Annotated in this window: 18 protein-coding genes and 1 pseudogene; 8 read left to right on the forward strand and 11 right to left on the reverse strand. The window is 67.5% G+C overall.

Features of this window, described 5'->3' with window-relative positions; genetic code table 11:
* Window positions 1-352 precede the first annotated feature (352 nt).
* From AX750_RS24825 to AX750_RS24835, 3 genes are read right to left on the reverse strand one after another with little or no spacing between them, the layout of a single operon-like run.
* The gene (locus tag AX750_RS24825; protein ID WP_066735649.1) at window positions 353-1,366 is read right to left on the reverse strand and encodes a transketolase family protein; all 1,014 of its coding nucleotides are present in this window, start codon (window positions 1,364-1,366) and stop codon (window positions 353-355) included.
* Window positions 1,363-2,205: a transketolase gene (locus AX750_RS24830; protein WP_082735128.1), complete on the reverse strand. Its 843-nt coding sequence runs from the start codon at window positions 2,203-2,205 to the stop codon at window positions 1,363-1,365. The genes AX750_RS24825 and AX750_RS24830 overlap by 4 nt, the downstream gene beginning before the upstream one ends.
* A 13-nt stretch (window positions 2,206-2,218) precedes the next feature.
* On the reverse strand, window positions 2,219-2,971 hold the full coding sequence (locus tag AX750_RS24835; protein ID WP_066735655.1) for an SDR family NAD(P)-dependent oxidoreductase: 753 nt from the start codon (window positions 2,969-2,971) through the stop codon (window positions 2,219-2,221).
* 132 nt (window positions 2,972-3,103) lie between these two features.
* Between AX750_RS24835 and AX750_RS24840 the strand changes: the two genes are divergently transcribed.
* The gene (locus AX750_RS24840; RefSeq protein WP_066735658.1) at window positions 3,104-3,991 is read left to right on the forward strand and encodes a LysR substrate-binding domain-containing protein; all 888 of its coding nucleotides are present in this window, start codon (window positions 3,104-3,106) and stop codon (window positions 3,989-3,991) included.
* Between the two features lie 45 nt (window positions 3,992-4,036).
* On the opposite strand, the gene AX750_RS24845 is transcribed toward AX750_RS24840, so the two are convergent.
* The 3 genes from AX750_RS24845 to AX750_RS24855 all read right to left on the reverse strand — a co-directional run bounded on the left by AX750_RS24845 (window position 4,037) and on the right by AX750_RS24855 (window position 8,322).
* Entirely contained in the window at window positions 4,037-5,134 is a 1,098-nt protein-coding gene (locus AX750_RS24845; protein WP_156449900.1) for an ABC transporter ATP-binding protein, read from the reverse strand.
* Window positions 5,135-5,151: 17 nt separating this feature from the next.
* Window positions 5,152-6,870 carry an iron ABC transporter permease gene (locus AX750_RS24850; protein WP_066735670.1) on the reverse strand — a complete coding sequence of 573 codons (1,719 nt, stop codon included), beginning with the start codon at window positions 6,868-6,870 and terminating at the stop codon, window positions 5,152-5,154.
* Window positions 6,871-7,020: 150 nt separating this feature from the next.
* Complete coding sequence (locus tag AX750_RS24855) at window positions 7,021-8,322, reverse strand: extracellular solute-binding protein (protein WP_245282515.1); 1,302 nt, start codon at window positions 8,320-8,322, stop codon at window positions 7,021-7,023.
* A gap of 310 nt (window positions 8,323-8,632) precedes the next feature.
* Here AX750_RS24855 and phnD point away from each other — a divergent pair, with 310 nt between their 5' ends.
* The 3 genes from phnD to phnE are packed head-to-tail and all read left to right on the forward strand — an operon-like array spanning window position 8,633 to window position 12,129.
* A complete protein-coding gene (phnD, locus tag AX750_RS24860; protein ID WP_067255168.1) occupies window positions 8,633-9,682 on the forward strand; it encodes a phosphate/phosphite/phosphonate ABC transporter substrate-binding protein in 1,050 nt (349 codons plus the stop codon).
* A gap of 36 nt (window positions 9,683-9,718) precedes the next feature.
* Window positions 9,719-10,504: a phosphonate ABC transporter ATP-binding protein gene (gene phnC, locus AX750_RS24865; RefSeq protein ID WP_066735677.1), complete on the forward strand. Its 786-nt coding sequence runs from the start codon at window positions 9,719-9,721 to the stop codon at window positions 10,502-10,504.
* Window positions 10,501-12,129 (forward strand): phosphonate ABC transporter, permease protein PhnE, encoded by a 1,629-nt coding sequence (gene phnE / locus AX750_RS27170; protein ID WP_348626300.1) that lies wholly within the window; start codon window positions 10,501-10,503, stop codon window positions 12,127-12,129. The genes phnC and phnE overlap by 4 nt, the downstream gene beginning before the upstream one ends.
* 35 nt (window positions 12,130-12,164) lie before the next feature.
* On the opposite strand, the gene AX750_RS24880 is transcribed toward phnE, so the two are convergent.
* On the reverse strand, window positions 12,165-12,707 hold the full coding sequence (locus AX750_RS24880; RefSeq protein WP_197431998.1) for a lipocalin family protein: 543 nt from the start codon (window positions 12,705-12,707) through the stop codon (window positions 12,165-12,167).
* A gap of 242 nt (window positions 12,708-12,949) precedes the next feature.
* Between AX750_RS24880 and AX750_RS24885 the strand changes: the two genes are divergently transcribed.
* Entirely contained in the window at window positions 12,950-13,129 is a 180-nt protein-coding gene (locus AX750_RS24885) for a hypothetical protein (protein WP_066735683.1), read from the forward strand.
* Window positions 13,130-13,310: 181 nt separating this feature from the next.
* Complete coding sequence (locus AX750_RS24890) at window positions 13,311-14,840, forward strand: PAS domain-containing protein (protein ID WP_082735129.1); 1,530 nt, start codon at window positions 13,311-13,313, stop codon at window positions 14,838-14,840.
* A gap of 44 nt (window positions 14,841-14,884) precedes the next feature.
* Here the strand turns inward: AX750_RS24890 and AX750_RS24895 are convergent.
* The 3 genes and pseudogenes from AX750_RS24895 to AX750_RS24905 all read right to left on the reverse strand — a co-directional run bounded on the left by AX750_RS24895 (window position 14,885) and on the right by AX750_RS24905 (window position 18,737).
* A pseudogene (locus AX750_RS24895) lies at window positions 14,885-16,966 on the reverse strand (ATP-dependent helicase).
* Window positions 16,967-17,071: 105 nt separating this feature from the next.
* Window positions 17,072-17,611, reverse strand: a complete 540-nt coding sequence (locus AX750_RS24900) for a VOC family protein (protein WP_066735526.1) — start codon at window positions 17,609-17,611, stop codon at window positions 17,072-17,074.
* Between the two features lie 106 nt (window positions 17,612-17,717).
* On the reverse strand, window positions 17,718-18,737 hold the full coding sequence (locus AX750_RS24905; protein ID WP_066735529.1) for a TRAP transporter substrate-binding protein: 1,020 nt from the start codon (window positions 18,735-18,737) through the stop codon (window positions 17,718-17,720).
* A 120-nt stretch (window positions 18,738-18,857) separates the two neighbouring features.
* Here AX750_RS24905 and AX750_RS24910 point away from each other — a divergent pair, with 120 nt between their 5' ends.
* Both AX750_RS24910 and AX750_RS24915 read left to right on the forward strand, forming a co-directional pair.
* On the forward strand, window positions 18,858-19,913 hold the full coding sequence (locus AX750_RS24910; protein WP_066735595.1) for a LacI family DNA-binding transcriptional regulator: 1,056 nt from the start codon (window positions 18,858-18,860) through the stop codon (window positions 19,911-19,913).
* A 96-nt stretch (window positions 19,914-20,009) separates the two neighbouring features.
* Window positions 20,010-21,227, forward strand: a complete 1,218-nt coding sequence (locus AX750_RS24915) for an FAD-binding domain-containing protein (protein WP_066735532.1) — start codon at window positions 20,010-20,012, stop codon at window positions 21,225-21,227.
* A 17-nt stretch (window positions 21,228-21,244) separates the two neighbouring features.
* Here the strand turns inward: AX750_RS24915 and AX750_RS24920 are convergent, their stop codons facing one another.
* Entirely contained in the window at window positions 21,245-22,177 is a 933-nt protein-coding gene (locus AX750_RS24920) for a hydrogen peroxide-inducible genes activator (RefSeq protein WP_066735534.1), read from the reverse strand.
* Window positions 22,178-22,287: the final 110 nt, after the last annotated feature.

Below are 22,287 nucleotides of genomic sequence, written 5' to 3' on the forward strand. Positions count from 1 at the left end.
TAACCGGCAATCGCCGATGACCACCCGCAGCTACACCACGCTATGGGACACGACCGATAGCGACGGCACCTCGTCGGTCAAATCGATGGGAAATTGTGCGCCTGCGCGCATATCCGCATCGTCGTGCTTAGGCATCTACGGCCGACACCGACATGCGTCAGATTTCTTCTCGGCTTCCTATAGGTAATCAGACTCCCTGGAAACATTCCAGCAACTCAGAGCGACCATTTTTGCAAACGGTTAACTTTGATTCCGCGATGTGCTCACGCGGCCACATGGGCTGAATCGCCCATGCATTCATGGTGTTGTGAACCGCTTCGGGCGCTCAGAGGCCGGCTTCGTGGCCTCGCCCTCAGCCAAGCCACGTCTTCACCCGGCCGCAGAGCGCCTCGGTCGAGATACCGTAGCGGTCATGCAGGGTCGGCAGGGCGCCGGCAGCCAGGAACTCGTCCGGCAGCCCGATCATGCGGAAGGCGCAATGGACGCCCTCGCGCATCAGCAGACCGGCCACCGCCTCACCCAAGCCGCCGATGACCGTGTGGTTTTCGGCCACGACCACGAGCCGGCCGGGCTTGGCGCAGGCTTCCAGGATCGCGGCCGTATCGAGCGGCTTGATCGTCGGCACATGCAGCACGGCGGCGTCGACCCGGTCCTTCTCGAGCGCCTTCGCCGCCTCGAGAGCTCGCATCGTCATGAGGCCGGAGGAGACGAACAGCACCTCGCGGCCATCGCGCAGGAGCTTGGCCTTGCCGAGTTCGAACCGGTAGCCGTACTCGTCCAGCACCAGCGGCACCTGCCCGCGCAGCAGCCGCATATAGACCGGCCCCTGGTGGCTCGCGATCGCCGGCACGGCCTGCTCGATCTCATGCGCGTCGCAGGGATCGACCACGACCATGCCCGGCATGGCGCGCATCAGCGCCAGATCTTCGGCGGCCTGATGCGAAGGGCCGTAGCCCGAGGTCAGGCCCGGCAGCGCGCAGACGATCTTCACATTGCGGTCTTCCTCCGCGATCGTCTGGTGGATGACGTCGTAGGCGCGCCGCGAGGCGAAGACGGCATAGGTCGTCGCAAACGGCGTGAAGCCCTCGGCGGCCAGGCCCGAGGCGGCCCCGAAGAGCAGCTGCTCGGCCATGCCCATCTGGTAATGCCGCTCGGGAAATGCCTTCGCGAAGATGTGCAGGTCGGTGTACTTGCCAAGATCGGCGGTCATGCCGAGCACGCGCGGATCCTGCTCCGCCAGCGCGACCAGGGCATGGCCGAAGGGCGCGGGCCTGGTGCGCTGCCCCTCGCTCGCGATCGAGGCGATCATCGCCGAGGTGGTCAGCTTCGGCTTGCCGGCGGCCATGGGCGAAACGGGTGGCTTCATGACGGCTTCCTCTCGTCGAGGGCGGCGAGAGCCAACTGCCACTCATGGGCCTCGACACGGATGAAGTGGTTCTTCTCGCGCGCCTCGAGGAAGGGCACGCCCTTGCCCATCAACGTATCCGCGATGATCAGGCTCGGGCGGCCGCGCTCGGCCTTGGCGGCGTCGAAGGCGCGCCGGACGGCGTCGAGGTCATTGCCGTCGACCCGCTGCGCGAACCATCCGAACGCCACGAGCTTGTCGAGAAGGGGCTCGAACGCCATCACGCTCGTCGAGGGGCCGTCGGCTTGCTGGTTGTTGACGTCGACGACGGCGATCAGGTTGTCGAGCTTGTAATGGGCGGCGGAGAGGATCGCCTCCCAGACCGAGCCCTCGTCCAGTTCGCCGTCCGAGAAGAGGGTGTAGACCGTCGTCTCCGAATGCTTGCGCTTGAGACCCAGCGCCCGTCCGACCGCGATCGACAGGCCCAGCCCGAGCGAGCCGCCCGACATCTCCATGCCGGGCGTATAGGCGGCCATCCCCGACATCGGCAGCCGGCTCTCGTCAGCACCGTAGGTTTCGAGTTCCTGTTCGGGAATCACGCCGGCTTCGATCAGCGCCGCGTAAAGGGCAATGGCGTAATGGCCGTTCGAAAGGAGGAAGCGGTCGCGCCCTTCCCACTCCGGATCGTCGGGCCGGTAGCGCATGGCGTGGAAATAGGCGACGGCAAGAACATCGGCGATGTCGAGCGCCTGGGCGATATAGCCCTGGCCCTGCACCTCACCCATCAGGATGGCGTGGCGGCGGATGTTCCAGGCCCGGCGTTCGAGCGAGACATTGTGGCCGATCGGGGCATTGCCCATGGTCATGGTCTCCTCAGCCGTGGATCAGCATGCCGCCGTTGACGTCGATCACGGCGCCGGTGACGTAGGCCGAGAGGTCGGAGGCGAGGAACAGGTAGATGCCGGCAACGTCTGCGGCCTGGCCGAGTCGTCCGAGCGGAATGCCCCTGATGATGTCCGCCCGCATCTCGGGGGTCAGCTTGCCGCCCGTGATGTCGGTCTCGATCAGGCCCGGCGTCACGCAGTTGACGCGGATACCGTCCGGGCCGAATTCCCGCGCCATTGCCTTAGCGAGCCCGAGTACGCCGGCCTTCGCCGAGGAGTAGTGCGGCCCGCCGAAGATGCCGCCGCCACGCTGCGCCGAGACGGACGACATGCAGACGATCGAGCCCCGATGCCGCGCCTGCATGTGGGGGATGAAGACCTGGCTGAGAAACAGCACGCCCTTGCAGTTGATGTCCTGAATGCGGTCCCAGCTCGCCTCGTCGATGTCGAGGGTCTTAACCGGCTGTGTCACGCCGGCATTGTTGACGAGGATGTCGATCTGGCCGAACGCGGCTAGGACGCGGTCGGCAGCCGCCTGGCAGGAGGCCTTGTCGGCAACGTCGCAGCGCAGGCCGAGATGCTGAGGGCCCAGCGCCGCCGCCTGCTGCTTCGCAGCCGCTTCGTCGATGTCGAGGATGGCGACGCGCGCACCCTGCGCCGCGAAGAGTTTGGCGGTGGCGAGGCCGATCCCGCGTGCGCTCGCGGCACCCGAGATGGCGGCGGTCTGACCCTGCAGCAGCATGTCCGTCCCTGAAGCGTGTTTTGTATAGTCGTGAGCTTGAATCGTTTCATGCCGGTTTGAAAACGCAAAGTTTGCGCGATGACATGAATTCAGTTCTTCTTCTGTCCTCCGGAGAAGCGTGGGAGATCATCGATGCGACGCCTCCCGCTGTCTTCGCTCCAGGCTTTCGAGGCTGCGGCCCGAACGGGCTCGTTCCGTGCGGCGGGCGAGGAGCTCGGCATTTCACCGAGCGCGATCAGCCATGCGATCCGCAAGCTCGAAGATCTGATGGGCGCGACGCTGTTCGACCGGCAGAGCCGCCGGGTGCGGCTGAACCCGGCCGGAGAGGCGCTGCTCGCCCATGTCGCGGCCGGATTCGACCAGATGCGGCAGGGTGTCGAGACCGTCGGCGCCCGCTCCGGGAACCTGCTGCGGCTGCACTGCGCCCCGTCGATGGCGGCGCAGTGGCTGCTGCCACGCCTGCGCCACCTCTTGCTCGCCCAGCCGGGCCTGGAAGTGCGGCTGGCGGCGGGCATCGACTATCCCCGCTTCGAACATGACGCGTTCGATGCCGACATCTGCTACGGCCCTCCCCGCCAGGAAGGGCTCGTCGTCGTCCCGCTGGGCGAGGAGACGGTGACGCCGCTTTGCGCGCCCGAACTCGCCGCCCGGATCACCTCGCCGGAGGATCTGACGGCCGCCCGGCTGATCGAGAGCGACAACAAGCGCGTGCGCTGGGCGAACTGGTTCGGCGCCAACGGAATCATCCCGCCCACGCCTCGTGGATCGCGTTTCGATCGCTCGTTCATCGCCATCGCCGCCGCCGTGGACGGGCTCGGCATCGCGCTCGAATCGACGCGTCTGGCCGAGCGGGAACTCGCGGACGGCCGCCTCGTGGCGCCGCTGGCCGGGCGCGCCCGAGACGTGCGCTACACGGGCCATTACCTCGTCTTCCCGCGGGTGGCGAAGTCGCGGCGCGCGGTGCGGATGTTCACGCAATGGCTGACCGAGGAATTGCGGCTGCCGCCCTACGCTTTCTGACCGACCCCAGAGTTCCTGCGGGCGCCGGGATCGCGCGGGCCGGAATCAACCCGTCAGCCAGATCAGGGCATGGGGCGAGAGCGTCACGATGGCGCGGCTGCCGATCTCGTGCAGGTCCCGCCCGGAGCGGAAGGGCGTGTCGACCGCAGCTTCGGTGGCACCGACGCGCACACCATAGCGCACGCTCGCGCCAAGGAACTCGCGATGCGCCACGACGCAGGGCAATGCCAACCCGTCGCCGGCCTGGCCGCTGGCGTCCGTCAACGCGGCATGCTGGGGCCGGAACACCAGCTTCGCCCCTGCGGGCACGACGGCATCCGCCGGGAGTGGGAGCCGGATTCCGCCCTCGATGACGAAATGGCGCTCCGCGCCGGTGCCGACGACGTGCCCGTCGAGGATGTTGGCGGTGCCGAGGAAATTCGCGACGAAGAGATTGGCCGGACGCTCATAGAGCTCCATCGGCGTGCCGACCTGCTGGACCACGCCGTCATTCATCACCGCGATCCGGTCGCAGATCGTATTCGCCTCCTCCTGGTCGTGGGTGACGAAGATCGTGGTCAGTCCAAGCCGCTGCTGCAGGTCGCGCAGTTCGCGCCGGACCTGAACCCGCATCTTGGCGTCGAGATTGGAGAGCGGCTCGTCCAGCAGCAGGATCTTCGGCTCGACCGCGATCGTCCGCGCCACCGCGACCCGCTGCTGCTGCCCGCCCGAGAGCTGCGAAGGCCGACGTTCCGCGAGACGGCCGAGCCCGACGAGATCGAGGGCCTGCGCGACACGCCGGGCGGTCTCGGCCCGCGGCACGCCGCGCTCCTCCAGGCCGAAAGCCACATTGCGCGCGACCGTCATGTGGGGCCAGAGCGCATAGGACTGGAAGACCATGCCGACATCACGCTTCCAGGGCGGCAGCCCCGAGACGTCCTTGCCGCCGACGAGCACGCGGCCGGTCTCGGCCTGGTTGAAGCCGGCGATCAGCCGCAGCAGCGTGGTCTTGCCGCAGCCCGAGGGGCCGAGGAAGGCGAAGAATTCGCCCGGCCGGATCGAAAGGTCGACGCTCTTCAGGACATGGTTGTCGCCGTAGGACAGGTTGACCCCCTCGATATCGACCGAGACGGCCGGGCTCGCGAGGTCGGTTTTCATCGTCATGGCTGGCTCGTTCTTCATCACTGGCCCATGCCCTTGGCCCGCTGGCTGCGCTCGATCACGAGATGCGAGAGGAACGTGCAGAGGGCGACGAGCAGCACGGCGACGACGCCGAGCGCGGCTCCCGGCCCCCGGCCTGCGGCCGACTGCATGAAGACGTAGAGGCCGAAGGCGAGCGGCGCATCGGAGTTCGACTGCACCAGCATCAGCGTCGCCGAAAGCTCGACCGCCGCCGTCGAGAAGCTGGTGACGAAGCCGGCGAGGATGCCGCCCGCCATCAGCGGCACGACGACCCGCCTGACGGTCCTGGCTTTAGTGGCGCCGAGGTTTTCCGCCGCCTCCTCGAGCGAGACCGAAATCTGCTGGAGCGCGGCGTAGCAGGCGCGCAGCGCATAAGGCAGGCGCCGGATCGCGAGCGCGAGCACGATGGTGATCCAGAGCGACGCCAGCGGCGTGCCGTCCGGCAGGGTGATGCCGTAGAAGGTCCGAAGATAGCCGATGCCGAGCACCACACCGGGAATGGCGAGCGCGGCTGACGCCGCCCAGTCCAGCCATTCGCGCCCGATCAGCTTGGTGCGCAGGACGAGATAGGCGATGGCGACGCCGAGCACGATGTCGATGCCACCGGCGAGCGTCGCGTAGATCAGCGTGTTCTTGATGTAGACCGAGCTTTCACCGAAGACGCGGGCGTAATGCGCGGTGGTGAAGGCGTCGGGCAGCGGGGAGAACGACCAGATCGTCGCGAAGGAGAGCAGCAGCAGTCCGAGATGCGGCGCCAGCACCAGCGCCAGGATCAGGATGACGACGCCATAGCCGAGCACGGCCTCCCAGGGCGTCATGACGCGCCGGGCCAGACCGCCGCCGCCGCGCTGGGTTGTCGCGTAGTCGCGCCCCTTGAGCGCCAGTGCCGAGAGCCACATCGCGATGACGGAGGCGACGATCAGCACGACCGAGATGACATAGCCCATCGGGTCGGCGATGCCGATCGAGGTCACCCGCAGATAGGCCTGCGGCGCCAGCATGTCCTTGACGTTGAGCAGGAGTGGCGTCGCGAGATCGTCGAAGACCTTGACGAAGACGAGCGAGGCGCCGGCGAGATAGCCCGGCAGCGCGAGCGGGAAGACGATGCGGCGGAACAGGCGAAAGCCCGAGGAGCCGAGATTCTGCGCCGCCTCCTCCATCGCCCGGTCGATGTTGCGCAGGGCCGCCGAGAGATTGATCAGGATGAAGGGGAAATAGTGGACCGACTGGACGAAGATGACGCCGTTCAGCCCCTCCATGAAGCCGATCTTGAAGCCAAACCACTCATCCAGCAGCAGGTTGATCGAGCCGTTGCGGCCGAAGAAGAGCTGCATCGCGACCGCGCCCACGAAGGGCGGCATGATCAGCGGCAGGAAGCCGAGCGTCTGCACCAGCATCGCGCCGCGGAAGACGAAACGCGTCGTCAGATAGGCGAGCGGCAGGGCGAAGACGGAGGCCCAGACCACCGACATGGCGGAGACGTAAAAGGAGTTCCACAGCGAGCGCATGAACAGCTCGGTGCGGACGAAGTCGTAGAAGTTCACCAGCGTGAAGTTGGACGTGCCCTTCTCGGTGAAGGCGACGTAGAGCACGGTCCCGACCGGCAGCCCCAGGAACAGCAGGAGGAAGGCCGCGATCGCCAGCGCCAGCGCGATCTGGCCTGGCGTGGCGGAGAGCCGGCGGGCGCGAGGGAGGGTGGCTGTGGGGATAGCGGTCATGCCCGTCCTGATCGTTGAACCAAGGGCGCGCCGTCATTCCGGACGAGCGGCGAAGCCGCGCTGATCCGCGATCCATTCCTGAACTGGTCCGGCATGGATCCCGGATCTCCGCTTCGCTGCGTCCGGGATGACGCGAGGATGGGTTGACGCTCAGCGCGCCGCCTTGAGCGCCTCTTCGGCCTTCGCCTTGGCCTTGGCGTAGTGGTCGCGGGCGAAGCTCGCCCATTGCGCCTCGACCTCGGCCTGGCGCGCGCCCTTCTCCTTGCCGCCGGTGAAGGCGCCGCGAAGCTCGGCGCTGGAGGCCTGCGCCTCGCTGACTGGCATGGCGGCGATGAGGGTCCGGGCTTCGTCGAGCAGAGCCTTCGCCTGCGCGTTCGGCTTCTTGGCCAGGGCCGCCTCGACCTCGTGCAGCGTCTTGGTGACGCCCTTGAGCGCATCGAGCTGGAAGGAGATCAACTGGTCGAACAGCGTGTCGACGACAGCGGTGCGGCCTTCCGACTTGTCGACGTCGAAGCCGATCATCTTCTGGAAGCGCGGATCGGTGAAGGGGTTAGGGTAGTCGGCGCCGGCCTTGGCGTAGACGGCCGGGTTCACCGGCAGGCGGCGGATGCCGGGCTCGAGCAGGACCTCCTGTCCCGCCGACGAGAGCAGGAACTCGACGAAGGCCTCGGCGGCCGCCTTGTTCGGGGCGTTGGCGACGATGCCGACATTGGCGGGCACCACCGTGGTCACGCTCGGATAGACGAACTTGACCGGAAAGCCCGAGGCCTGCGCCGAAAAGGCGAAGAAGTCGATGACGATGCCGACGCCGACCTGGCCGGAATTGACCTGCTCGGGCACGCCGAAGGAGCGCTCGTTGATCGCGCGGAAATTGCCCGCCATCTCCTTGATCGTGCGCCAGCCCTTGTCCCAGCCCTCGCCCTGAAGGATCGTTTCGATCGTCAGATGCGTCGTGCCGGAGCGCGAGGGCGCCGCGATGGCGACATGGTCGAAGAAGACCGGCCTGGCGAGGTCCTGCCATTCCTTCGGCTCGGGCAGCTTGTTGGCGCGGGCATAGCGCTCATTCCACATGATCCCGTAGCCAGAGGCGGCGAAGCCCGAATAAAAGCCGGCGGGGTCGTTGATCGGATAGGAGCCGATCTTTTCGGGGATGCCGCTCGCCTTCGGCTTGTAGGCCGACAGCAACTGCTTGCCCTTGAGCACCTCGAAGGCGTCCGGCGCCGAGGCCCAGAACAGGTCGACCTGGTTGTTGGTCTTGGTCTCCTCAAGATACTTCACGCCCGCATTGGTGTTGCGGTTCTGGACCTCGAGGGTGACGCCGGGCGTCGCCTTCTCGAAAGCCTTCTTGATCGGGTCGGTCACGTCCTTCGAGAACGACGTCACAACCGTTACCTTGCCGGCCGGTGTCTGAGCCAGGGCGACCGAGGACGTCAGGACGAGGCCCAACGCCAGAACCCACTTCTTCACCACCACGATGACCTCCCAGAGCCGTTGTCCGCGTTCGACATCGAGGCCGAACTTGCGTCGCAGGGCGAAATCCACCGCTGCGCGTCATCAAACTGTCACATCCAGCGGCGGCCTGTCACCCCTCCCGCTTTGCCGGCTACGCCCGCAGCGCCTCTCCCAACGGCATGGGCGCGAGATGACGGCGACGGCGGAAGGCCGGGGCGGGACGGCGGCTGAGACCGGGTTGAATATGACGGTTTTGTGTCACATACCTGGGACAAGCCGGTCGAACCGGCAGCGTGAGAGGAAACGTTCGATGAGCCGGAAAACGACCCAACTCGCAGCGACGGTCTCGCTGCTGGTGCTGAGCCTGAGCACGTGGAGCGGCGACGCCGCGGCGCAGGATGCCTGCCCGAACCGCGGCCAGCTCGACACGATGTATTGCGACGCGAATGGCGATCTCGTCGCCGATGCGCCGACCGATCCGAAGAAGTGGCGCGACCCTTCGGCGCTGGTCTGGGCCTATACCCCGGTCGAGGACCCCGCCGTCTACGCCAACATCTTCAAGCCGTTTACCGATCATCTCGCGACCTGCACGGGCAAGCGCATCGTCTACTACCCCGTCCAGTCCAACTCGGCCGAGATCGAGGCGATGCGTTCGGGCCGCCTGCATTTTGCCGGCTTCTCGACCGGGCCGACCGGCTTCGCGGTCAACCTCGCCGGCGCCGTGCCCTTCGCCGCGAAGGGCGTCGGCACGGAAGTACGCGGCTATAATCTTGTCGCAGTGGTGAAGGCGTCGAGCCCCTATCAGAAGCTCTCCGACCTCAAGGGCAAGAAGGTCGCCCATACCTCGCCTTCGTCCAATTCGGGCAATCTCGCCCCCCGCGTGCTCTTTCCGGAGCATGGGCTGACGGCCGACGTCGACTACAAGCCGCTGATGTCCGGCGGGCACGACAAGTCGATCCTCGGCGTCGTCTCGGGCGACTACGACATGGGCGCGGTCGCGGGCGACGTCTATGAGCGCATGATCGTGCGCGGAACGATCAAGAAGGAGGATGTGCGCGAGATCTACCGCAGCGCGGTGTTCCCGACCTCGTCCTTCGCCTATGCCCACGACCTCAAGCCCGAGCTCGCCAAGAAGCTGACCGAGTGCTTCTTCTCCTTCCGCTTCACACCGGAAATGACCAAGGAGTTCAACGGCGACGACCGCTTCCTGCCGATCACCTACCAGAAGGACTGGGCCGTGGTGCGGGACGTGGCCGAGAAGTCGGGCACGCCCTACAACAAATCGGCCTATGACGCCGAGGCCAAGCGCGAGGCCGATGCGCTCGCCAAGAAGAACGCGGCGCCTCCCAAGGCACCCTGACCCGCCCACGCCGTCGCCCAACGAGGTTTTCCCATCATGAGCGCCCTGCCTGTGGCGTCCGGCCAGGGCCGGGCGCTCGTCATCCGCAACCTCGTCAAGGAGTACCGGCCCGGACAGCCGGTGCTGCGCGACATTTCCCTGACCGTGTCCGAGCCCGGCATCGTCGCCATCATCGGCCCGTCCGGGACCGGAAAATCGACCTTGATCCGCTGCATCAACCGGCTGGTCGATCCGACCTCCGGCTCGATCATGCTCGGTGGCACGGATCTCGCGAAGCTCCAGGGCGAGGCGCTGCGCCAGGCGCGGCGCCGGCTCGGCATGGTCTTCCAGGAGTACAACCTCGTCGAGCGCCTGACCGTGATCGAGAACGTGCTCTGCGGCCGGCTCGGTTATGTGCCGGTCTGGCGCGCCTGGACCCGGCGCTTTCCGGAGGCCGACATCGCGCGCGCCTTTGCGCTGCTGGAATCGGTCGGGCTCGGCGATTTCGCCACCCGGCGGGCCGACCAGCTCTCGGGCGGGCAGCGCCAGCGCGTCGGCATCGCGCGCGCCGTGATGCAGGATCCCGATCTCGTTCTCGCCGACGAGCCGACCTCCTCGCTCGATCCCAAGACCTCGGTCGAGATCATGGAACTGCTCGCCCAGGTTGGGCGCGAGCGGGATATTCCCGTGCTCGTCAACATCCACAATGTCGCGCTGGCGAAGCGCTACGCGCTGCGGATCGTCGGCATGTCCAAGGGCGTCGTCGTCTATGACGGACCGCCGGCCGGGCTGCAGGACAGCCATCTCGCCGAAATCTATGGCGGCGAAGGCTGGATGGAATGAGCGCTCCCGCCCTCGCCTCCCGCAACCTGCGGGCCCGCGCCTTTCCGCCGAACTGGCCGCTGCGCATCGGTGCGGCGCTGTTCCTCGCCTATGTCGCCTATGCGGCGCAGATCCTGGACATCCGCTGGGAGCGTTTCGTCCAGGGGCTGGACAATGGCGCCCGCTTCATCGGGCGGATGTTTCCGCCCAACACCGCCGCCGACAAGATGCAGCTCCTGTGGTCGGGCATGCTGGAATCGCTGCAGATCGCGATCATCGCGACGGCGATCGGCGTGCTGCTGGCCCTGCCGCTCGGACTTTTCGCGGCGCGCAACCTGATGCCCCTGCCGGTCACGGTGGCGGCGCGCGGCGTCATCGCGCTGTGCCGGACGTTCCACCCCGTCATCGTCGCGATCCTGTTCGTCAAGGCGGTCGGGTTCGGCGCGCTCGCCGGCGTCATGGCGCTGGTCGTCGCGACGCTCGGCTTCATCGCCAAGCTGATCGCCGAGGCGATCGAAGAGATGTCGATGAAGCCGATCGAGGCGCTGCGCGCCGCTGGCGCGCCGTTCCTCTCGGTGGTGACGATGGGCGTGGTGCCGCAGGTGCTGCCGCGCTTCATCGGTTTTGCCGCCTATCAGCTCGATTCCAACCTGCGCAATTCCGCGCTGGTCGGACTCGTCGGCGGCGGCGGCATCGGTGCGACGCTGTTCACCGCCTTCCAGCGTTTCGACTACGACTTCGTTCTGACCATCATCATCGCGATCATCGTCACGGTGATGGCCGGCGAGGTGCTCTCGGCCTTCATGCGACGGATCTACCAGGACGAGGCCCCATCCGGTCTCGTGGTCGAGACGCCGGCGGGCCGTCTCTGGCGCCGATTCACGCCGCTGGAGCGCGGCATGCGGCTGGCTTTTTGGGGACTGGCGGCGCTGGCGCTGGGCTGGTCGGTCCAGACCATCGAGGTCATTCCCGAGTTCCTGTATGATGCGCCCCAGCAGACGGCCGATCTGTTCGGCCGGATGTGGCCGGTCGACTGGGGCTATTTCGGCACCACCGTCGGCACCGCCCTCGTCGAGACCCTGCACACAGCGACGCTGGGGACGATCCTCGCCATCCTGCTGGCCACGCCGGTCGCGCTGATGTGCGCCCGCAATGTCGCACCCTCGCCGGTCGTCAATGCGCTGGGGCGCTTCATCCTGGTCTCGACCCGCTCGGTCCACACGCTGGTCTGGGCCCTGCTCTTCGTCGCGGTCTTCGGTCCCGGCGCGCTGGCGGGCGTGATGGCCGTCGCGGTTCACTCGATCGGTTTCACGGGCAAGTTCCTGTCCGAGGCGATCGAGGAGGCCAAGGCCGGGCCGATCGAGGCGCTGCGCGCGGCCGGTGCCTCACGACGCGCCATCCTGCTCAAGGGCTTCTGGCCCCAGGTGAAGCCGGCCTTTCTCGCGGTCAGCCTGTTCCGCTGGGACATCAATGTCCGCGAAAGCGCCGTGCTCGGGCTGGTCGGCGCCGGCGGTCTCGGCGTGGCCTTGCAGGCCTCGATGGAAAATCTCTACTGGGACCAGGTCGGGCTGGTGCTGCTCGTGATCTTCGCCGTCGTCGTCGTCACCGAGATCGTCACGGCGACCATCCGCTCGCGCGTGATCTAGGAATTGGCCTGGCCAGTCCGGGCACGGCGCCTCGCTTACTGCTGCGTCCGCCGCAAGAGCGTGGTGTCGTAACCGAGGGTCCGCGCCCTGGCGACGAGGGATTCATACTGGCGCGGGCTGATCCTGCGCTCGCGCGTCAGCAGCCAGAGATAGCGTCCCGACGGCTCGCCGACGATCGCCCAGCCGTAATCGTCGGCCCGGTCGAGGACCCAGTAATCCCCCTCGAAGGGACGAAAGAAGCTGACCTTGAGTTTGGCGCCGTTCGAGCCTTCGACGATGCGCGCGGTCGCGTCGGCCGATCGCAGCGGCCCCGTCGGGCTGCCCTGGCGGCAAGAGTTCACCACTGCAACCGTTCCGTCAGGCTTCGCCGTGTACTGCGCCGTGACACCCTCGCAGCCCTTCTGGAAGCTCGCCTCGTAGCGGCCCTGCTCGTACCAGGTCCCGACATAGCGACCGAGATCGACCGCCTTTCGCGGCTGGGGCACATTCGCATTGCCGACGGGGCCGGTCTCGAGCGGATTGCAGGCGCCCAGGGCCAAGGTCGCGGTCAGCGCCAGCACGAATAGCGGAGTCTTCATCATCGTTCCTCGCATTGAACTGCCAGCCAACGCGGCTTGCTGCACGCGGTTCCGGCGGCACGCGCCGGTCGATCCATATCATCGTCCCTGCCGGATGACCCAACCATCGGCTCGCCGTCTCCGCTCGGCCCGCATCAGCGTTCAATCCGTCACGTTTTTTGGAGCGCAGGGTAGCCCTTAGGACATTGCCATTTCGCAGCGGGCCGATCGGGAGCATAAGGACGCCGCGCCAAGAGGAAGCCATGGACACGCAGATCGCCTTTCACGACGACGATTTAACCAATAGGGCGGAGGGCCTGATGGCCACGCCGATGCCGCTGCATCCCGACGAAAGCGAGGAGCGCTCAGGCGTTGCGTCGTGGCTGTCGCAGAGCCCCCTAGGGCTTGAGCGCGAGGCGGCACGCTTCATCGCCTCGTGCTGAGCGCATCGACGGGCCTTGCTCCGCGGCGGGAACGGGTGGAGATCCCGCGCGTTCCGCACCAGCCCCTCCTGTCCGGTTGCATCCCGTGCAGCCCGGGCCGGGCCAGCCGGCTGGCCGGTGGGGACGAAACCAAGACCGCAACGCCCCTCCCCGAGGTCCGATTCCGGAGTTCCCGATCCCGATGACCGCGCAGACCGAGCACAGCCGCATTGACGCGGAGATCGAGAAGATCGGGAAGTCCTCCGATCCCTTCGCCTCCGCTGTGCGCGCGACGCGGATGCCGATGCTGATCACCGATCCGAACCAGCCGGACAACCCGATCGTCTTCGCCAACAATGCCTTCCTGCGGCTGACGGGCTATCAGCGCGAGGAGGTGATCGGGCGCAATTGCCGCTTCCTGCAGGGCCCCGAGACGGACCCGCGCGACATCGCGCGGCTCAGGGACGCGATCGGCCGCCGCGCCCAGATCGAGCTGGAGATCATCAACCACCGCAAGGACGGCTCGCGCTTCCACAACCGCGTGCTGATCTCCCCGGTCTTCGACGAGGACGGCCACCTCTCCTATTTCTTCGCCTCGCAGTTCGACGTCACGCTGGAGCGGGACCGGCTCGTGCGGCTGCAGCAGGACCATGACAAGCTGGAGAAGGAGGTCGAGCGGCGCACGCGCGATCTCAGGCTCTCGGAGGAACGGCTGCGCTTCACCATCCGCGCCGCACGGCTCGGCTCCTGGACGCTCGACCTGACCGATCTGCGTCTCACCTGTTCCGACATCTGCAAGGCGAATTTCGGCCGCCGGGCGGAGGAGCCCTTCGCCTATGAAGACCTGATCGCCGCGATCCTCCCCGAGGACCGCCCGAAGATGGAGCTCGCCGTGCAGGAGGCGATTGCGCGGCATGAGGATTACGAACTCGAGTACCGCATCAGCACCCCGGCCGGGCAGACACGCTGGATTATGGCGCGCGGCCGTCCGCATTACGGGGCGGATGACCGGCCGATCAGCATGTCGGGCGTGACCCTCGACGTCACCGAGAGCCGCCGCAACGAGGAGCAGCGGCTGCTGCTGACGGCGGAGCTGAAGCACCGGGTCAAGAACTCGATGGCCACGATCCAGTCGATCGCGACCCAGACGCTGCGCCATGCCGAATCGCTGAAGGAGGCCACGGAGGTTCTGACGGCGCGGATGCAATCGCTCGCCTCGGCCCATGACCTGCTGACGCGGGAGGAGTGGCAGAGCGCCACCATCGCCGAGATCGTCGCCAGCGCAACGGAATCGTTCGACATGCCGGGATCGCGGCGCTTCCGGGTCGGAGGTCCCTATCTCAGCCTGCCGCCGCGGGCAGCAATGGCGATGGTGCTGGCGCTGCACGAGCTCGCGACCAATGCGGTCAAGTACGGGGCGCTCTCCGTCCCCGAGGGCCATGTCTTCATCGACTGGCAGGTCGTCCACCACGGCTCGCAGGCGATGATCGAGTTCCGCTGGCAGGAAGCGGGTGGCCCGCCCGTCAAAGCCCGTCCGAGCCGGCGCGGCTTCGGGACGCGGCTGATCGAGAAGGTCCTGGCCGCGGAGTTGGACGGCACGGGCGAGCTGCAGTACCGCGCCTCCGGTGTGGTGTTCACGCTCGTGGCGCCGCTGCCGGATCAGGACAAGATCAGCGGAACGCCCGATGACGAAGAGCTCTTCCGGCGCAACATCAGTGTCTCGCTCGACTGAGGGGAGTGTGGGCGCCGTCCCACCGTGCCCGGCCTGCTTCACGCTCAACGCCACATGGCCCGCATCTGCGCGCGCAGATCGAGCCGTGGCCCCTCGCGCGGGGGCCGGCCCGCTTCGGCCGGTGCCGCCGGCCAGGCGCCCCGCTCGAAGCGGTCGAGCAGCGCATCGGGAATGAAGCGTGTGCGCGCGGCATAGACATGCCGGTCGCCGGTGGCGGACTGGCCATGGGTGAAGAAGCGCTGTGGCACCATCAGGTGCAGATCGTCCTTGGCGCGCGTCATCGCGACATAGAGCAGCCGCCGCTCCTCCTCGATTTCCTCCGTGGTGCCGGTCCCCAGATCGGAAGGGATGCAGCCGTCGACGACGTTCATGACGAAGACGGACTTCCACTCCTGCCCCTTGGCGGAATGGATCGTCGAGAGGATCAGATAATCCTCGTCGAGCAGCGGCACGCCGGCCTGATCGCTGGTCGCGTCCGGCGGGTCGAGCGTCAGCTCGGTCAGGAAGCGTTCGCGCGAGGGATAGCCGCCTGCGATCTGCTCGAGCTGGATCAGATCGGCCTGCCGGGTCGCGGCGTCCTCGTGGATGCGTTCGAGATGAGGCTGGTACCAGAGCCGCGCTTGTTCGATCTCGGCGGGCCAGCCGGCACGGCGGCCCGCCAGCGCGTCGAGCACACCCAGAAAGGCCGGCCAGTCCTCGCCGGCGCGCGGAGGGGCCGGCGCATCCGCCAGCGCCCGCAGGGGATCGGGCGCCGCCGCGACCAGATCCAGCACGCGCCGCGCGGACGTCGGCCCGACGCCGGGCAGGAGCTGCATCAACCGGAAGCCGGCGACCTTGTCGCGCGGGTTCTCGACGAAGCGCAGCAGGGCGAGGATGTCCTTCACATGGGCGGCGTCCAGGAATTTCAGCCCGCCGAATTTTACGAAGGGTATGTTGCGGCGGGTCAATTCGATCTCGAGCGGGCCGCTGTGATGGGAGGCGCGGAACAGCACTGCCTGCTGCTTCAGGGCGGCGCCGGCCTCGCGGTTCTCCAGAACGCGCGTGGCGATGAAGCTCGCCTGATCCGCCTCGTCGCGGACATGGACGAGCTGCGGCGGCGCGCCCGTGGCGCGGTCCGTCCAGAGATTCTTGGTAAAGCGCTCGGCGGCCAACTCGATCACCGCATTGGCGGCCGCGAGAATGCCTTGGGTCGAGCGGTAATTCTAGTCGAGCGTGACGATCTCCGCCGGCGGCGTGAAGGCGGCCGGAAAGTCGAGGATGTTGCGGATCGTCGCGGCGCGGAAGGCGTAGATCGACTGCGCGTCGTCGCCCACGACGGTGAGGCCCCGGCCGTCCGGTTTGAGGCCCAGCAAGATCGCTGACTGGAGGCGGTTGGTGTCCTGATACTCGTCGACCATGACATGGTCGAAGCGTTCGCCGATCTCCGCCGCCAGCGCGGGATCGGCCATGGTCTGCGCCCAGTAGAGCAGCAGATCGTCGTAATCGAGCACGTTCTGCTGTTGCTTCGCCTCGACATAGGCGGCGAACAGCTCGCGCAGCTCGGCGCCCCAGGCCGCGCACCAGGGGAAGGAGCGGGTGAGCACGGTCTCGATCGGCGTCTGCGCGTTGACGCAACGCGAATAGATCGAGAGGCAGGTGCCCTTGGCCGGAAAGCGGGCCTGCGTCTTCGAGAAGCCGAGTTCGTGCCGGACCAGGTTCATCAGGTCGGCAGCATCCTCCCGGTCGTGGATCGTGAAGGCCGGGTCGAGCCCGATCTGGTCGGCGTGATCGCGCAGGAGGCGCGCGCCGAGCCCATGGAAGGTGCCGGCCCAGCTCAGCGCGTCCGTCACCGCGGCGGCCCCCTCCCCCATCACCTTGCGGGCGATGCGCCCGACGCGGCGTGTCATCTCGGCGGCGGCGCGGCGCGAGAAGGTCATCAGGAGTATGCGCCGCGGATCGGCACCGCTGACAATGAGATGAGCGACGCGATGGGCGAGCGTATTGGTCTTGCCCGAGCCCGCCCCGGCGATGACCAGCAGCGGCGGCGCCGGTGCAGGCCCGGCGCCATGGGTGACGGCCCGCCGCTGCGCCGGGTTGAGCAGGTCGAGATAGGTGGCGGCCGGAGCCGGCGAATCGATGGCGAGCATGAACCGGACTCGATCAGTTTCCGGTTTTGTTCGCAATCACAGGCGAGATGATACTGCGCCGACGTTTCGACCGGGCGCCAAGTCCCGGACTGGCTCCGGGGCCGATCAGAGCTTCGAGAGGTCCGGGAAAGGACGCACCGGATCGCGGCCGTCCCAGCCCTCGGAGGCCTCGCGGATCAGGCGGAACATCTCGCCCTTAGGGCCGGCGACCTCGGAAAGTTCGATCACCGTGCCCGGGTGATAGTGCGTGTCGAAATAGACGAACCGACCGCGCTCGCCGACCTCGCCGGACATCACCGGCACGAGTCCCTGCGCCGTGAGACGGGCGAGATCGGCGTCGTAGTCCTCGGTCCAGTAGGCGACATGCTGGAGACCGCTATGGCCGGCATCGGTGAAGTCCTTGTACATGGACGGCACGGCGTTGCGGCACTGGATCAGCTCGATCTGGAGCGGCCCGGAATTGGCGAGCGCGACCGAGTTGTGCGGCTCGTAGGCCTCGCCCCTGTAACGATAGTTCCGGATCGGGACCTTCGGATTGTAGAAGAAGGGGCCGATGCCGAGCACGCGGCTCCAGTAATCCATCGCTGCCTCGATATCGGGCACGACATAACCGGCCTGGCGAATCTGGCCGAAGAAGCGGCTCATGCGGGCATCCTTGTGGGGTCTGGCGGAAGGCGCGGCCCCGAGGCGGCCGGTTCTGGAAAAGACCGGCGGGAGCGCCCGCCGGCTCTCGATGATGGGCCGATAGGCCTCAGGCGAGCTTGCCGACGGCGTCCTCGAGCAGGCTCCAGGCCTCGGTGCCGAAGCGCTCCTGCCACTCCTTGTAGAAGCCGGCCGTGCGCAGCTTGGCGCGGAAGCTGTCGGGATCGGTCTTGTTGAAGGCGAGCCCCTTCGACTGGAGATCGGCCTGGACCGTCTCGTTGAGCGCTTTGATGTCGGCCCGCTGCTTCATGCCGGCGTCGTTGATGGCATCGGCGACGATCTTCTGCAGGTCGGCCGGCAGGCCGCGCCAGGCGCGCCCGTTGGCGATGAACCAGAACCCGTCCCAGATATGGTTCGAGATCGCGCAGCTCTTCTGGACCTCGAAGAGCTTGGCCACCTGGATAATCGGCAGCGGGTTCTCCTGTGCGTCGACGACGCGGGTCTGAAGGGCGGTGTAGACCTCGCTGAACTGCAGGCTCGCCGGCGCGGCGTCGAGCGCCTTGAACATCGAGATCGATAGCGGGCTCACCGGCACGCGGATCTTGAGCCCAGCCATGTCCTTGGCCTGCTCGATCGGGCGGCCCGAGGTCGTCATCTGGCGGAAGCCATTGTCCCACATCTTCTCGAAGGCGAAGAGGTTCACCTTCGCGATCGCCTCGCGGACATGGGCGCCGAGCTTGCCGTCCATCGCCTTCCAGACCTGATCGTAGTCCGAGAAGGCGAAGCCGACCGCATTGATCGCCGCCACCGGCACCAGCGTCGCGATCACCAGCGCCGAGGGGGTGAAGAAGGTGATGCCGCCATTGCGGACCTGGCTCAGCATGTCGGTGTCGCCACCGAGCTGGTTGTTCGGGAAGATCTTGATCTCGACGCGGCCCTTGCTCTCCCGCGCGACGCGCTCCGCGGCCTCCTGGCCGCGGATGTTGAGCGGGTGGCTCAGCGGCAGGTTATTGCCGTATTTCAGTTCGAACTCGGCGGCCCGCGCGACATGCGGGAAGCCGATCAGCGGCATGGCGGCGGGTGCGGCGGCAAGCGTGCGCAGGACCGCGCGGCGGGTGACGATGGCCATCTCTTCCTCCCTTCGGATCGCTGCGCGATCGCTCGTTCTGGTGTTCTTCCCATCACGATAGGAAGCCGGCATGATGGGCGTCAAACTCAGTTTCTGATGGTTTTTGATGGATTCGCTTCGATGACTCTGGACGTGGACGACAAGCCCCGGCGCAGCCGCTCGGCCCGGATCGACGACGTCGCGGCGCGCGCCGGCGTCTCCACCGCCACCGTCGACCGCGTGCTGAACGGGCGGCCGGGCGTGCGGGCGCTGACGGTCCAGCGCGTGCTCCGGGCCGCAGGCGAGATCGGCTATCTGATCGACGAAGCGCGGCCGGCCAGCGCGCTGAGGCCGCTGCGGCTCGCCTTCCTCCTGCCCGCGGGGGACAACCGATTCCTCGGGATGCTGGGGCGGCTGATCGGTGGCTCTCAGGCGCAACTCGCCTCGTTCAACATGCGCGCGCGGGTCGACCATATCGAGAGCTTCCGGCCGGAGCTGCTGGCACAGCATCTCAGGGCGGTGGGGCGCGAGGTCGACGGCATCGCCTTCATGGCTCTGGAGCACCCGACGGTGCGCGAGGCGGTCGACCGGCTGGCGGAGCGCGGCGTCCCGACCGTGACCCTGATCTCGGACATCGCCAATACGAAGCGCGTCGCCTATGTCGGCCTCGACAACCGCTCGGCCGGGCGCACGGCCGGTTATCTGATCGGGCGCTTCATCGGCAACCGGCCGGCGAAGGTCGCGATGATCGCCGGCAGCCTGAGCTACCGCGCCCATGAGGAGCGCGAGATGGGCTTCCTGCATCTCTTCCAGGATCTGTTCCCACAGATCCAGGTCGTCGGGCTGCGGGAGGGCCACGATGAGGAGGCGCGCAATTACCGCCAGACCAAGACGCTGCTGGCGCAGCACCCCGACCTCGCCGGCATCTACAATATCGGCGGCGGGCCGGAGGGAATCGCGCGGGCCTTGAAGGAGGCCGGCCGGCAGCAGGAGGTCGTCTTCGTCGGCCATGGCCTGACCCCGGCGACGCGCGACCTGCTGATCGAGGGCGCGATGGATGCGGTGATCACCCAGAACCCGCAAGCGGCGCTGATGGACTGCGTCTCGATCTTCGCCAATCTGCGCGCCGGCCTTCCGGCGACCGAGGGTGTCGAGCGGCCGCGAACCGAGATCGTGCTGCGCGAAAACCTGCCCTGAGACGACACGCCGCTCGGCTCTGGGGCATCGCGTCGCAGCCAGGCCCGTCCGGCATCGCTGCGGCGTATAGCGGTCATGACGAATGGGACTGCGACGATGGCGAAGACCAGGGCGACCCGGAATGCGGGCCTTGCCCTGCTGGAATGCTTCCGCCCTTTGATGGGCCGCAGCTACGCCGAGCATCGCAACACCGATCGCGGCCCGGGGCGGCACGTCTTCGTTTCGCGCCTCTCGCCCTATCTGCGCCGGCGCCTCGTGACCGAGCGGGAGACGGTGGAAGCGGCGCTGGCCGATCACGGCGCTGAGGCGGCCGATGCCTTCATCCGCGAGGTGTTCTGGCGCGGCTACTTCAAGGGCTGGCTGGAACGACGCCCGCAGATCTGGGCGGCTTATGTCGCGGGGCTGCAGCGCGATCTCGCGGCGGTGGCGGCCGATCCCGCTCTGGCGGGCCGGGTCGCGGCAGCCGAACAGGGCCGAACCGGCCTCGCCTACTTCGATGCCTGGGCGCAGGAGCTGACGGCCACCGGCTATCTCCACAACCATGCGCGGATGTGGTTCGCCTCGATCTGGATCTTCACGCTCCGGCTGCCCTGGCGTCTGGGAGCCGATCTCTTCCTGCGGCATCTGCTCGATGGCGACCCCGCCTCCAACACCTTGAGCTGGCGTTGGGTCGGCGGGCTGCACACGCGCGGAAAATTCTATCCGGCGCAGGCCTGGAACATCGCCCGCTTCACCGAAGGGCGCTTCACCCCCTCGGAGCGTGATCTGGCCGAGGTCGTCGCCGGTCTCGAGGACGAGGAGCCGGAGGGACTCCCCACGCCGCAGCCGTTGCGGAGCGTCACGCTCCCGCAGCCCGGCCGGCCGACGGCCCTGCTGATCACCGAGGAGGATTGCCGGCTGGAGGACCATGACCTCGCCGGCTTCGATATCCGTGCCGCGGCGACGCTCGCCGCCAGCCCGCTACGCTCGCCGCGCCCGGTGGCGGAGGCCGTCGCGCGCTTCGAGGCCGAGGCGCTGGCCGATGCCGCGTCGAGGACAGGGTTCGAGGTGACAGCCCTGCAGGCTGCCGCGCCCGAAGCCCTCGTCGAGTGGGCCGTCGCCGCGCGCGTGACGCAGATCGCCACCGGCTATGTGACGCGCAGCCCGCTGCACGACTGGCTGGCGCGGGCGGTGCCGCTGCTGGAGGCGCGGGGGATCACGCTCTGCGAATGGCGGCGGGCGTGGGATGCGGCGATCTGGCCGCATGCCAGCGCGGGCTTCTTCAAGGTCAAGCAGCAGATCCCCGCCATCCTCGACAGCCTCGAAAACCGCTGACCGCGCGGCTGCCGGGTTCAGCGCTCCGGCGGGCGGAACGCGGCCTCGGCATCGCGCATGGCGGCGCGGCCGGCTTCGCCGACCATCGCGGCGATCTCCGCCAGCTGGCGCGCGAGCGGGCTGGTCTTCCGCCAGATCATGCCGATGGTGCGCGTCGGGCGCGGCGCCTCGAGCCTCGCCACGGAGACCGCGGCGCTGCGCATCTCGACCGCCACCGCCATCTCCGGGATCAGGGTCACGCCGATGCCGGCGCCAACCATCTGCACCAGCGTCGAGAGGGAGCTGCCCTCCATCAGCGCGCGCGGGGCCGGCGCGCCGATATTGCAGACCTCCAGCGCCTGGTCGCGAAAGCAGTGCCCCTCCTCCAGCAGCAGCAGGCGCATCTCGCGCAGCATCGTCGTGCTCGGCACGGGCCGGGCCGCATCCTCGCGCGAGCGCACCAGCACGAACTCCTCCTCGAACAGCGCCGTCTCGACGAGTGACGGCTCGGAGGCCGGCAGGGCGACGATCGCGGCATCGAGCCGGCCACCCACCAGATCCTCCAGCAAGAGCCGCGTCAGCGCCTCTCGGGGATTGAGTTCGATGTCCGGATAGCGGCCGACAAGCGCCTTGATCAGCCCCGGCAACAGGTAAGGCGCGACCGTCGGGATGATGCCGAGGCGCAACGGCCCGGCGAGAGGTCCGCGCGAGGCGCGGGCGAGATCGGCCAGTTCATCGATCGCGCGCAGGATGTCGCGTCCGCGCAGGGCAAATTCCTCGCCCAGTGCTGTCAGCCGGATCTGCTTGGCGCTGCGCTCGACCAGGGTCACGCCGAGGCTGTCCTCGAGATCCTTGATCTGCAGCGAGAGCGCCGGCTGCGAGATGGCGCAATGCTCCGCGGCCCGGCCGAAATGGCCCTGGCGGGCGAGCGCATCGAAATAGCGCAGATGGCGGATGGAGAGCGACGCCATAGGTTTTTCTCATCATCTCAATTACAAATTCAAAATTAATTTTATCACATTCGCATGCTAGGTCCCAGCCCAGCTGACCGGTCCGCGACGGCTCGCGGATGACGGTACCG

Source organism: Methylobacterium sp. CCH7-A2, from assembly GCF_001557075.1.
Lineage (GTDB): Bacteria > Pseudomonadota > Alphaproteobacteria > Rhizobiales > Beijerinckiaceae > Allobosea > Allobosea massiliensis.

Excerpts from the sequence above, each read along its gene's own strand:
- AX750_RS24825 (WP_066735649.1), bottom strand. The coding sequence starts at position 1,366 with ATGAAGCCACCCGTTTCGCCCATGGCCGCCGGCAAGCCGAAGCTGACC.
- AX750_RS24830 (WP_082735128.1), bottom strand. The coding sequence starts at position 2,205 with ATGGGCAATGCCCCGATCGGCCACAATGTCTCGCTCGAACGCCGGGCC.
- AX750_RS24835 (WP_066735655.1), bottom strand. The coding sequence starts at position 2,971 with ATGCTGCTGCAGGGTCAGACCGCCGCCATCTCGGGTGCCGCGAGCGCA.
- AX750_RS24840 (WP_066735658.1), top strand. The coding sequence starts at position 3,104 with ATGCGACGCCTCCCGCTGTCTTCGCTCCAGGCTTTCGAGGCTGCGGCC.
- AX750_RS24845 (WP_156449900.1), bottom strand. The coding sequence starts at position 5,134 with ATGACGATGAAAACCGACCTCGCGAGCCCGGCCGTCTCGGTCGATATC.
- AX750_RS24850 (WP_066735670.1), bottom strand. The coding sequence starts at position 6,870 with ATGACCGCTATCCCCACAGCCACCCTCCCTCGCGCCCGCCGGCTCTCC.
- phnD (WP_067255168.1), top strand. The coding sequence starts at position 8,633 with ATGAGCCGGAAAACGACCCAACTCGCAGCGACGGTCTCGCTGCTGGTG.
- phnC (WP_066735677.1), top strand. The coding sequence starts at position 9,719 with ATGAGCGCCCTGCCTGTGGCGTCCGGCCAGGGCCGGGCGCTCGTCATC.
- phnE (WP_348626300.1), top strand. The coding sequence starts at position 10,501 with ATGAGCGCTCCCGCCCTCGCCTCCCGCAACCTGCGGGCCCGCGCCTTT.
- AX750_RS24880 (WP_197431998.1), bottom strand. The coding sequence starts at position 12,707 with ATGAAGACTCCGCTATTCGTGCTGGCGCTGACCGCGACCTTGGCCCTG.
- AX750_RS24885 (WP_066735683.1), top strand. The coding sequence starts at position 12,950 with ATGGACACGCAGATCGCCTTTCACGACGACGATTTAACCAATAGGGCG.
- AX750_RS24890 (WP_082735129.1), top strand. The coding sequence starts at position 13,311 with ATGACCGCGCAGACCGAGCACAGCCGCATTGACGCGGAGATCGAGAAG.
- AX750_RS24900 (WP_066735526.1), bottom strand. The coding sequence starts at position 17,611 with ATGAGCCGCTTCTTCGGCCAGATTCGCCAGGCCGGTTATGTCGTGCCC.
- AX750_RS24905 (WP_066735529.1), bottom strand. The coding sequence starts at position 18,737 with ATGGCCATCGTCACCCGCCGCGCGGTCCTGCGCACGCTTGCCGCCGCA.
- AX750_RS24910 (WP_066735595.1), top strand. The coding sequence starts at position 18,858 with ATGACTCTGGACGTGGACGACAAGCCCCGGCGCAGCCGCTCGGCCCGG.
- AX750_RS24915 (WP_066735532.1), top strand. The coding sequence starts at position 20,010 with ATGGCGAAGACCAGGGCGACCCGGAATGCGGGCCTTGCCCTGCTGGAA.
- AX750_RS24920 (WP_066735534.1), bottom strand. The coding sequence starts at position 22,177 with ATGGCGTCGCTCTCCATCCGCCATCTGCGCTATTTCGATGCGCTCGCC.